This window comes from Leadbettera azotonutricia ZAS-9 (assembly GCF_000214355.1).
Classification (GTDB): domain Bacteria; phylum Spirochaetota; class Spirochaetia; order Treponematales; family Breznakiellaceae; genus Leadbettera; species Leadbettera azotonutricia.
This window is the reverse complement of sequence record NC_015577.1, coordinates 827,328-838,808: the sequence shown is the minus strand read 5'-3', so window position 1 is coordinate 838,808 and position 11,481 is coordinate 827,328. Positions and strand designations below refer to the sequence as shown.

Below are 11,481 nucleotides of genomic sequence, written 5' to 3'. Positions count from 1 at the left end.
CAGCTCCTATGGATTTTTGTCAATACTTTTGTATTGACATTCTGCACTTTATCCAATAATGCTTCATAAAACCGGCCTATTTCCCTACGGTAAAAATGTCATAAGGATCCTCGCCCAGGCGGCGATGCTCCACCGCTTCCAGGATGTGGACTGTGTCCAGCATTTCCTTCCCCTCCAGGTCTGCGATGGTGCGGGCAACCCGTAATATTCCATGATACGCCCTGCCGGAAAGTCCCAGTTTTGCCGCCGCCGTATGGAACGCCTCCCTGGCCCTGGGGGTCAGAGGGCAATATTGATCAATGAGAGAGGGGGACATTCGGGCATTCCTGCGGATACCCAATCCCTTGAAGCGTTCCTTCTGAATTGCCGCGGCCCGTTCAACCCTGAGAGCGATTTCCACGGAAGGTTCTTCCTGACCCATGCTAAAGGCATCGAGGCCTGGGGCCGGAGCAGGGGCTCTGAGTTCTACCCTGTCGAGAAGGGCGGCGCCTATCCTGCGCCAGTAGCGGTGTATCTCTTCGGCGGTACAAAAGCAGGCCTGGGCATCGGACGAGGCCATGCCAAGCCTGCCGCAGGGGCAGGTATTGGCCGCCATGAGGAGCTGGAAATCGGCAGGGAGGCGTACCGGCCCTTCTGCCCTGGCTATGGTTATCACCCTGTCTTCCAGGGGTTCCCTGAGGGATTGCAGTACATTGCTGCGGAATTCGGGGGCTTCGTCAAGGAAAAGGACACCCCAATGGGCCAGGGTGATTTCTCCGGGCCTAACGACCCTGCCCCCGCCAAGTATGCCTTCGGTGCTGGCAGAATGGTGGGGGGAACGGAAGGGCGGCTGGGTTATAAGTCCCCCTCCGCCGCCGGGATCTGTTTTGAGCTGCCCCGCGAGGCTGTGGAGCCTGGTCACTTCCACTGCCTCGTCAGAATCCAAAAGAGGCATGATGCCCGGGATACGCCTTGCGAGCATAGTCTTCCCCGATCCGGGCGGACCGAAGGCAAGGAGGTTATGGCCCCCTGCGGCTGCGATTTCCAGGGCCCGCTTGTACCGGGCCTGGCCCTTTACTTCGGAAAAGTCGCCGCAGTATTCGGCAGGATTGCAATCCCTTGAGCGATTAAGGCCAAAAGAAACACCAGCACAGGGATCAGCTTCATCAGGATCGTAACTATAGGGCGGCAGCTTTCCTGTTTCGGCCCTCACCTGCAGGGCGTGCACTGCCTCGCATAAAGTGGCGGCAGCGAAAAAATTATCCCCAGCCAAAATGGCAGCTTCCCGTGCGTTTTCTGCGGGAACGATAAAATCCCTGATCTCCGCCTTAAGACCCGCCGCAGCAGCGGCAAGAACGCCCCGCACAGGCCGTAATCTGCCCGAGAGTTCAAGCTCCCCCATAACCATGAGGTTCTCGGGTTGGGGAACCAGGCCTGCGGCGGCCATCACTGCGACTGCTATGGGCAGATCCAGAGAGGCCCCTTCCTTGCGCACACCCGCCGGCGCAAGATTGATGAGTATCCTGTCGGCGGGAAAGGCATAGCCGGAATTGCGGAAGCTTGCCCTGACCCGTTCCCTGGCTTCCCGCACTGCCCCTTCGGCAAGGCCCGTGATATCTATGCCCGGTATGCCCCGGCGTATATCCGCCTCAACCCTGATGATGATCCCTTCGGCCCCGTAAGGCGCATAAGCTGTTACAAACATATTTCCCCCTATAACCCTATATGGCATTGGGATGCAGGGCGCTTTGAAATTTTAGGAAAAATCGCAAAAAAAGTGCAAAAATCGTAAAAATTCGTATATTATTAGAGCAAGGGGATTATATGGAAACGCCTGTTATTTTTGTGCATGGCTTCAGCAGGGAGCTGCTCTTCAAAATTGTGGACGCCGTCAAAAAAACCGTTAAGGAAGAAGGGCTCGATCCTGCTTCCATAGCCTTCGCCTCCTCCACGGTGAACAACATGGAATGGAAGATACGAAAGCTCATCCGCGAAGTGACAAAAGAGCACGAGGCTATGGCGAGAAAGGGACAAGGAAGGGAGTTTCCACATAGTGGAAACTCCTAAGCAATTCCCCTTCGGGGAATTGCATTACACCGGCAATTCCGTTACCCCCGTCCCCAGCTGGGCGGCGGCTTTTTCGGCCTCTGTGCGCCCTGCTATGATCACAGGATGGGGGAAAGGACCCTTCCCGCCTGTCGCAGTATTGCTGTCAATTGAAGCAGCAAGCCTTTCAAGTGCAGCGCTGATGTCATTTCCCGAGACAGCAACGAGGGATTTGAGCCGTTTTGAACGGTGACGATCCTCAATACCATAGAGGAAGCGGTAAAAGTCCGAAAGGCTTTTTTCGGCGCTGGTACGGGGACGGGTTTCTTTTGAGTAAGAACCGATTATCGCTTTCTCCAGCTCGTCGTTTTCATCCCATGCCCCCATCGGGGTTGCAAGCTCTTTTATAATTGACGAAAAGGCTTCCAGTGAACGCTGGGGATCGGGATCGCGGTAAGTAGAAAAAGCAAAGACGCCTTCAAGGTTGTCGCTTTGGGCAAAAGCGCCGTAGGCCCCGCCCTTCATGCGTATGGTTTCCCAGAGGGCGCCGGTCGAAAGCAGGTGGGAAAGCACCAGTTCTGCGGCTTGGCCTTTGGAACCGAAAGGAGCGGCAGGAAGTGTAAAGGATGCAAAACCTACCTGAAGCGAAGGAGAGGAGAAAACTTCAGGGCGGCCTGAAAGGCCTAAAGGCAGGCTGGAATGGGGGGCAAAGGCAGAGGCCTCGGCATTTGCGGCCTTCCTGGGCCTGGGGGCGCCGAATCTGCCAAAACGCTGCCCTAATTCGCCAAGCCCTTTTTCTATTGAAGAAGAGCTGCCGCATAAATTCCCCAGCATGCCGCCTCCGACGAGCCTGTCCCTGATGCTGACAAGGCGATCCCTGATTTCAGCGCTGCCCATTTCGACAAGACGGTGGGCAAAAAGGATAGAATCAAGGCCGCCCCATATCTCATCTATCAGTTTTGCACGGGAACAGCCCCGGCTTGATCTGAGCGAGGCGAACATGTGCCCGGCTGGGGCAAGGCTCGAATCAGCATCGTTCTTCATTTCCACTGCCAGATCCCGTATGCGTTTAAGATCCGTAAAATCAGCTTCGCTGACAAGGCGCAAGGCCAGATCCAATGAAGATCCGAATTTCTCGTCCAGGGCTTTGAGATGGTACACCAGCCAGTCCCTTCCTCCTATGTCAAAAATACCCGAGGGAAAGACAGCTGCTTTGGCGGCGCCGGGCGCAGAAGTTCCGCCCTGGAGAGTGGCATGGAATCCGCCCACAGTCTGCGCCAGAAGGCTGGACACTTCTCCGTAATCAAGGCCCGGCAAACCTACTGAAACGACAGCCCTCGAAAAGAAGGGAAGCCAGGGGTAATCCTCAGGTTCAAGTACATCAACAGGGAAAGCCAGATCAGCATATGTTATGCCATTCGTAAAAAGCGGATGCGCAAGCACAGGTGTGCCGTTTGCAGTATAGAGATCCCTGGGGACTTTTTCGATTTCCGCGGAAAGATCTTTCCGCGAAAGGTGGGGGATTGTTGACAGGGCTTCGGGGCTGTCGCTTTCTTCCTGTATGCGCAGCAACTCTGCGGATTTTTTTTGAATTGCTTCTTTTTCCGCGGTTGATAATGACGCTTCTTTTTCCGCCAGCATTCCGGATAAGGCCGCTTCTTTTTTTTCAAGAAAATCTTTCTCGGGTTTTATAATAACGCAAGCGCGGTGAGGATTATCAATAAAATATTTTTTGATCAGTTTTTCGAAATAATGAGGATCGGAAGCCAATTTCTGTTTCAGCTCCGCAAAGTAAGGCGCAAAAAGGAGGCTGCTCCAGGGATTGGCCCCATGGAGCCAGCCGCGCAGAGAACGGCGCATCCACACCAGGGAGAAAGGCCCGCCTGAACGGCGTATCTCACGATGGGAAAATTCCATGGACAAAAGGGCAGCTTCGATTTCCTCTTTGGGGATGCCTTCTTTTGCAAGCCTTTCGAGTTCGCCAAGTATGAGGGTTTCGGTTTCCTTTTCTTTTCCGTCAACGCCCCTGAGACCCGCGCAGAAAACGGATTCCCTGATTTCCCCTTCAAGGCCTGTTGCCGGTGAAAGATCTTCCCCAAGGCCCGAATCAATCAGGGCCCTGGTCAAGGGGGAGCCGTCATGGCCGAGCAGGGTTTCGACAAGAGCCCCAAGACTCAAAGTCTCCATAGGGTCTGTACTGTCTCCGCAGAGCCATGACAGCAATACTGTGGATTTTGTTTCTGCTCCTGCGGGGCAGACAACGGTGAAAGCTCGGGGTTCTGTCCAGGCTTCAACTTTGGAAACGGGGGCTGCAGCTTTGCCCGCAGGAAGGGAGGAAAAGAACTTGTCGTTCAAAAAAGTCAATTGTTTTTCTGTGGGTATATTTCCTGCCAGAAAAACCTTGCAATTTGCCGGTGAATAGCGGGAACGGTGGAATTCCTTAAATTGTTCCCAGCTTAAACCGGGGATACAATCAGGATCGCCGCCTGAATCAAAATCGTAGGCTGTATTGGGAAGCACAGCCCTTATCGACCAGTCGCCCGCATAAGAATCCAGTGAAGAGTAATTGCCCTTCATCTCATTATAAACAACCCCGGTAATGGAAAGCTTGTCTTCAGCGTATTCAAACCGGTGCCCTTCCTGCATAAAGGTCCATTCGGAAAGGGTGGGCCTGAACACCGCATCGCCGTAAACCCCCATGAGATTAAAATAGTCCCTTTCGTTAATCGAGCTTGCAGGGTAGACGGTCTTGTCCGGAAAAGTCCAGGCGTTGAGGAAGGTCTGGAGGCTTCCCTGGGCCAACACTAAAAATGCGTCTTTTAGGGGATAATTTTTTGACCCGCAGAGAACCGAGTGCTCAATTATATGGGCCACACCGGTGGAATCATCGGGAGCGGTGGCAAAGGAAAAACCAAAAAGATTTTCGCTGTCGTCATTAAGGACATGGAAAACTTCAGCGCCGCTTTTTTGATGCCTGGCCCAAATGCCAATTGCTTCGAGCTCCGCAAGATCCTTTACTTCCAGAATTTCAAAACCGCTGTCTAAAATTTGCCCTTTCTTTAAAGCTTGAATCATAAAATCACATCCTCATCGTTCATCATTAGTATGCGGCCTTCTTCACGGTTCAACCTGAACCATCCAAGAAATTCACGGGCCGCTGCTTCTGCTTCAATTTTAGGGACTGCCCCCATAATTTCGCCTTCTTCCCTGATCCGCTCCCCCCTTCCCGAAGAAAGGTTGCCCATGATCTTTTTGACAAAAGCTTCGGAACGGCCTTTGATGAGCAGGGCTATGTCCATATCCGGCATGGAATGGAGCTTTTCCTGTATGGGCCGGTCGGAAGCCAAAACTACGTCATCCAGGGTATAGAGCCTGTCTTTAAGGCCTTTGCTTAATTCAGGATCTTCATAGCTTAATTCGTCCAAAAGCCTGTCGCCAAAGGATATATCCGAATGTCTGAGTATAGCCGTGAGGGCCCCCATGCCGTCCATCTCCGCTGTATCGTCGCTGCGCCCAAAGTGGCGGGCCTTTTCCTTCATGGCGGCGGCTGCCCGCTCGATCACCTCGGGGTGGGTCTCGCCCATGCGGGCAATACGCTTCACCACCTCCAGCTTGCGGGCCGGGGCGGTATTGGCAAGGGCTGCGGCGGAAAGCCGGGAGGGGAGGCGCGAAAGCACCATTGCCATAGCCGCAGGGCTTTCGTCACGGAAAAACAAAGCCAGCTGTTCGCCGCTATAATCCTTCAAAAAATCGAAAGGGTTTTCAGCAGCCTCGGGAACGGTCTTTACCAAAAAACTCTCGCCCTTTTCAGGGCCGAATGCTGCATAGAGAAGACGCCGGGCAGCCTCTATCCCGCCCTGGGACGAGCCGGAATAGGCGTAAGGCGAAGAAAGGAGGGAACGAAATTCGTCCAGCACCGCCTCTCCTTCTTCGGGGGTGATGCCCTTGATGCTGACTATCTCTTTGGAAACAGCTTCAACCTGATCAGGATCAAGGTAGGAGAGGATCTCGGCAGCCTTGTCGCTGCCCACAAGAACCAAAAACTGTGCCACCCGCCGATACCTGGACACCGGCTCTGTACCGGTGTCTTTCTTCTTCGCTGGCCTTACGGTCTTGGAAAGCCCTTCACCGGTCTTCACAAGGCCATCAGCGGAGCGCTCCGGAGGAATGGGATTGTCCCTTTGCGTAAGTATCTGCCTATAGGCGGCCAAGCCTGCGTTCAGGGGCACAAAGGCGTCCCGGGAGGGTGTATCATCAGCAGGAATTTTAAGCTTACCCATGAATAATAATAAACTATTCGCCTATCTACTGGCAATAACCATAATTAATAATTATACTGTACGCAGATGATAACAAAAAATTTAATAGAGCGGCCGGGGCTCGGTCATCTTCTTGAAGAAGCGATACAGCGTCCGGTGGTTACCGTAATTGCCGGGGCAGGATACGGCAAAACCCAGGCTGTTTATGCATTTATAAAAACCCAGCCCGTACAGGCGGTATGGGTTCAGCTATCCGAACGGGACAATATACCGGAGCGCTTTTGGGAAAATTTCACCGCCGCCGTATCCAGCATAAATCCCGATTCAGCCGCAAGGCTAAGGTCAGAGAGCTTCCCCGAATCCGAACGGCAGTTTGAACGCTATGTTGCCATACCCAAAGAGGATATAGACCCACGGCAGAAATACATTTTTGTGTACGATGATTTCCATCTCCTCAAAGACAAACGAGTGCTCCGCTATCTTGAGCATTCTGTTACCAGCCCGTTTCCCAATATCTCTTCGATCCTGATATCCAGGAATGAAATTCCCATTAATCTGATGAGCCTCAAATCCCGAGGCATGGTTGCTGAAATTACCCAGGAGGATCTCAGGTTCAGCAGGGAAGAAACCGAGGACTACTTCTGCTTACGGAAAATCAAATTCCCGCCCCAGATCGTGGACGAGATATGCCGTGACACCGAAGGCTGGGCTTTTGCCATACATCTCTCAGCCCTGTCAGCCAGGGACGACGAGGCTTATGCACCCAGGGCACTGCGCTCGAACATCTTCAAACTGATAGAAAGCGAAGTAATGGCAAAAATACCCGCGGATCTTAAGAAATTTTGCATTAAACTTTCACTCATCGATTATTGGGCGCCTGAACTTCTGAAGGAGCTTGCGCATGATACAGGACTGGATGAAAAGATTGAAACTATCGGCCCCTTTATCCGGTTTGATACTTACCTTAATTCATGGATGATACATCACCTCTTTCTGGAATACCTCCAGGAGTTTCAAAATAAATTGATGGAAGAAGAGAAAATTGACATCTGGGATACTGCGGCAAAATGGTGCGCCAATAACAACAGGCAGGTTGACGCCCTTATTTATTATGAAAAGGCCGGCAATTATAACGATATTGCCGCACTCCTTTTTGCCATGCCTCTTATGCTTCCCAGCCGTATTGCAAAACTTCTTCTGGAGATATTAGAGAGAACACCGGATGATATTTATCAAAAACACCCTATCCTCTTTATCATACGCAGCCGTACGCTTAATAGCATGGGGCTCTACTCAAAAACAAAAAGCGAACTGGAAGAAATCATCCCTGGACTCGAAAAGAAAAAAGATCAGCTTGGTTACAGGATCCTCATGGGATGCTATATCAATCTGGGCTTCAGCTGCATTCTCAATGTCAGCTGTACGGGAGATTATAACTTTGTCCACTATTTTGAAAAGGCCGAACAGTACCGCAAGCTTTGCGGCCATGTTTCAGGCCTTCCCGTTTCAGTAGCTTCAGTCGGATCATACGTCATCAGTATCAAAAACCCCGAGCGGGAAGAATTCGAGCACTACATCAATAACCTTACTGCCATAATTCCCTATACCGTTTCGGTAATGGCGGGATGCCTGTACGGCTGTGACGATCTTGCCAGGGGGGAGCTTGCTTTCTTTTCCATGGAACTGGAAACCGCAGAAATGGACCTGCTTAAAGCCCTTGCAAAAGCCCGTGAAAAAGATCAGTACGAAATCGAAAACTGTTGCCTCTATTATCTTCTCAGAATATATCTGTGCCGTGGGCGCCTTGACGAGAAGGAAAAAATATTCAAGCAGCTTGATGCAATCCTCGAAAAACCCTTCTACCTCAACCGGGTGATGCATTATGATATCGTTATGGGCTGGTACTATGCCCATACAGGGCAGGCAGAAAAAGTACCATTATGGCTTAAGGATGAATTTGAAGAAAACGATCTCCTGTCCAGATCGAGGGAACTTGAGATTTTGGTAAAGGCTAAATACCACTTTGCCGAACGTCATTATCCTACAGCCCTGGCAGCCCTGGAAAACATCAAAGAGGACAACCTGTTTTTAGGCCGCATAGAAACCAGGGTCCTCGAAGCCTGCTGCTGTTACCGTCTGGATGACAAGAAAGGCGCGTTTAAAAGCCTTAAGGCGGCTTACGAGCTTGCTTCCCCTGCGGGGCTTATCATGCCTTTTGCCGAACTCGGCAAGGATATGAGAACCCTCACCGGGGCTGCCATTAAAGAGAATGTCCTTCCCCTTGAATGGCTGGAAAAAATTCACCGTGCTTCTTCGGCGTATGCAAAAAAAATCCATCTTTTCAATGAAAACTCCCAGGGGGCAAACAGGCAAAACACCCTCCAGAATAAATTGATGTACCCACCACTCTCCCCCCGTGAACGGGACGTGCTGATATGGCTCTCACAGGGCCTTACAAGGGAAGAAATTGCCGTAGCCTCAACCCTCTCGCCGAATACCATCAAAAGCACTATCAGAAGCATCTACAACAAGCTGGGCGCTGTTAACCGTGCAGATGCCATAAGGCTCGGAATTGATGCAGGCATAATAAAATCGTAAGAATTCCATAAATAAAAATTTTCCTCCATTTGGGTGTATCCCGCCCTTCTTGAGCACCTGACAATAATAACAGGAGGCGGATCATGGAAAAAGAAGGCCGGGATATCATAAGCAGACGGGATATAAAGCCTCTTTTGATCAAGGCTCAAAAAACGGCGGAATTCTATGCCAAAGCTTCCGGTTGTACAGCAGCAGTAGTTGACAGTTCGGGCCATGCCCTGTCCCATCCTGAATATTTTAACACAGAGATTCACCGCAAAGCCCTTGAAAGATCCCACTGTGCGGGGTCTTCCTATGTCTATGCCTGCGAGAAGGGCTTTGTCTATTGGACAAGCCCTATCTATACAGCAGGCCGCTATGCAGGGGCCATAATCGCCGGCCATGTCCGAGGGAAAAATCCCGACGAGGTAAAATCCCTGGCCCGCATACTCCTCCTGGCAGCCGAAAGAATTTCGGATCCGTCCAGGGATTCCATGACAGCAATCGACAGGCTTGCAAAAAAGAAGCACCCGGAGGCGATTTTGCATGGCTATTCCCTGGACAGGGAAAGGCTCCTGTTGGCAGCCCTGCGCCGGGGGGATAATGAAAAAAGCAGAAAAATGCTGAACAGCCTTTTAGGAAGCATACATGCCAGCCAAGCTGTGAATATCGAACAACTGCGTTTCAGGGCCATGGAACTGGTTATACTTCTCTCGAGAGAAACAGCAGAGCCCTATGATACGATGGTTGCCCTGGAAATGAACAACCGCTATTTAAAACGCCTGCAGGAATCGGAGACCCCGGAAGACTTGAAAGAAAACCTCCACCTCATTACAGAGGATCTTTCGGCCAAGATATTTTCGTTCCAGGGCATACGGCACGCCTCGGCCCTTCGCAGGGCCGAACGTTTCATCTGGGAAAACTACACCCGCAAGATAAGCCTCAAGGAGATTGCCGATGCTTCAGGGCTTTCGGCGCCTTATTTCAGCACCATATTCAAGGATGAGATGGGGGAAAATTTATCCGTTTACCTCAACCGTCTCAGAGTCGAGAAAGCCGCAGTGATGCTGACAGAAACCGGGCTTTCTCTGCGCAACATATCAGGGGCTTGCGGTTTTGAGGATCAGAGCTGGTTCTCAAAAATATTCAAGATCTATGCGGGTATGAGTCCGGGAAAATACCGAAAAAATGGAGGCGGCCATATTTTATCATGAAAAAAAATAATCCTAATTCTTCCATTCAATTAGAAACAGATCCATTCCTAAAAAGGGCCTATAAGCTCCTTGCCAATTATGCAAAGGCCATGGGAACCATATGCTGCGTCCTCGACAAAAAATTGGAAATAATCACAGAATCCCGCACTGAAATAAGCGTGGAAAAAAATATCTGCCTCTATTGCGCTCAATACATGGATCCGGAAAAATGCCCTGAAAAACTCCATCCCTGCAATGAATTGCACAGCAATGCTGTCAGGGAATCTTACCGGTATGGCGGCACGTATATCTATATGTGCGATCTGGGTTTTCTTTTTTGGACAAGCCCTCTCTATACGGAAGGAGAATTTCAGGGAGCATTCCTCTCCACAGGTTTCCTGGGAATAGACAAAAAAGAGGTCGCCGCCCTGATGTTCCGCATGGGAAAAGGGGCTGTGCCTGAGCCGGAAATCAAAAAACGGCTTTCCAATTTTTCCAAAGGCGATTCAAAGACGATACAGTCCCTGGCGGAGATTCTCCTCATCTGCGCTGAATCGCTTTCGCCTAACGGCAGTGAATATTATAAAGCCCTTAGGCGCAAAGCCGAACAGCAAAGCGGCATATCCCTGAAAATTGAAGCCATTAAAAACAGCTTTAAGGCAGACGAAACAACACCTAATTATCCACTGGACGAAGAACGCCTGCTTCTCTCCTATATGCGCAAGGGTGACATGAAAAATGCGCGGGATATGCTTAACAAACTTTTGGCCATCCTCCTTCTCCTCTCGGGCCCAGGCCAGTTTAAAATTATGCAGTTGCGTGCCATAGAATTAATAGCCCTGCTATCCCGCACCGTCATCAGTCCCGGTTATGATCCTGAAGCCCTGCTCAGGACCAACAATTATTTTTATAGATGCATAGAGGATTCAAAAACCATCGAAGATGTGGCAGATATCCTGCACCTTGCAGCAGCTCATTTTGCATGGCGGAATTATTCGTATCAGGGAATATATCATGGGACATCCCTAAAAAAGGCAGAACACTTTATCTGGGACAACTATACCCGCAAAATAAGCCTGTCCGAAATTGCCAATGCATCGGGGCTTTCGCCCCCATACTTCAGCACTATCTTCAAAGAGGAGATGGGCGAAAATCTTTCCTGTTACATCAACCGCATGAGGGTGGAAAAAGCAGAGGAATTGCTTTTAAAAACCGATTATCCCCTGAGCAAAATTGCAGGGGACTGCGGTTTTGAGGATCAAAGCTGGTTCTCGAAAATTTTTAAAAATTATGCGGGCATGAGCCCCGGCAGATTCAGAACAAAAGGAGGCATGAAGCTCCCGGAAACGCAAGAGATCAATTTTTCAACCTATTACAACGAAATAATTAAAAAATAAAGGGCCTCAACGAGGTTAAAGGTTATTAGC

General features: G+C 50.6%; 7 protein-coding genes. 4 read left to right on the top strand and 3 right to left on the bottom strand.

Annotated features, from left to right (window positions below; translation table 11 throughout):
- Positions 1-76: 76 nt before the first annotated feature.
- The gene (locus TREAZ_RS03690) at positions 77-1,684 is read right to left on the bottom strand and encodes a YifB family Mg chelatase-like AAA ATPase (protein ID WP_015710470.1); all 1,608 of its coding nucleotides are present in this window, start codon (positions 1,682-1,684) and stop codon (positions 77-79) included.
- A gap of 119 nt (positions 1,685-1,803) precedes the next feature.
- Between TREAZ_RS03690 and TREAZ_RS03685 the strand changes: the two genes are divergently transcribed.
- Positions 1,804-2,046 carry a DUF3783 domain-containing protein gene (locus TREAZ_RS03685; RefSeq protein WP_015710469.1) on the top strand — a complete coding sequence of 81 codons (243 nt, stop codon included), beginning with the start codon at positions 1,804-1,806 and terminating at the stop codon, positions 2,044-2,046.
- 24 nt (positions 2,047-2,070) lie between these two features.
- On the opposite strand, the gene TREAZ_RS03680 is transcribed toward TREAZ_RS03685, so the two are convergent.
- Together TREAZ_RS03680 and TREAZ_RS03675 are read right to left on the bottom strand one after the other, a co-directional pair.
- On the bottom strand, positions 2,071-5,100 hold the full coding sequence (locus tag TREAZ_RS03680; RefSeq protein WP_015710468.1) for an insulinase family protein: 3,030 nt from the start codon (positions 5,098-5,100) through the stop codon (positions 2,071-2,073).
- Positions 5,097-6,305 carry a FliG C-terminal domain-containing protein gene (locus TREAZ_RS03675; RefSeq protein ID WP_015710467.1) on the bottom strand — a complete coding sequence of 403 codons (1,209 nt, stop codon included), beginning with the start codon at positions 6,303-6,305 and terminating at the stop codon, positions 5,097-5,099. The genes TREAZ_RS03680 and TREAZ_RS03675 overlap by 4 nt, the downstream gene beginning before the upstream one ends.
- 66 nt (positions 6,306-6,371) lie before the next feature.
- Between TREAZ_RS03675 and TREAZ_RS03670 the strand changes: the two genes are divergently transcribed.
- The 3 genes from TREAZ_RS03670 to TREAZ_RS03660 all read left to right on the top strand — a co-directional run bounded on the left by TREAZ_RS03670 (position 6,372) and on the right by TREAZ_RS03660 (position 11,451).
- Positions 6,372-8,882, top strand: a complete 2,511-nt coding sequence (locus TREAZ_RS03670; RefSeq protein ID WP_015710466.1) for a LuxR C-terminal-related transcriptional regulator — start codon at positions 6,372-6,374, stop codon at positions 8,880-8,882.
- Positions 8,883-8,965: 83 nt separating this feature from the next.
- Complete coding sequence (locus TREAZ_RS03665; protein ID WP_015710465.1) at positions 8,966-10,075, top strand: helix-turn-helix domain-containing protein; 1,110 nt, start codon at positions 8,966-8,968, stop codon at positions 10,073-10,075.
- Positions 10,072-11,451 (top strand): helix-turn-helix domain-containing protein, encoded by a 1,380-nt coding sequence (locus TREAZ_RS03660; RefSeq protein ID WP_015710464.1) that lies wholly within the window; start codon positions 10,072-10,074, stop codon positions 11,449-11,451. The genes TREAZ_RS03665 and TREAZ_RS03660 overlap by 4 nt, the downstream gene beginning before the upstream one ends.
- Positions 11,452-11,481: the final 30 nt, after the last annotated feature.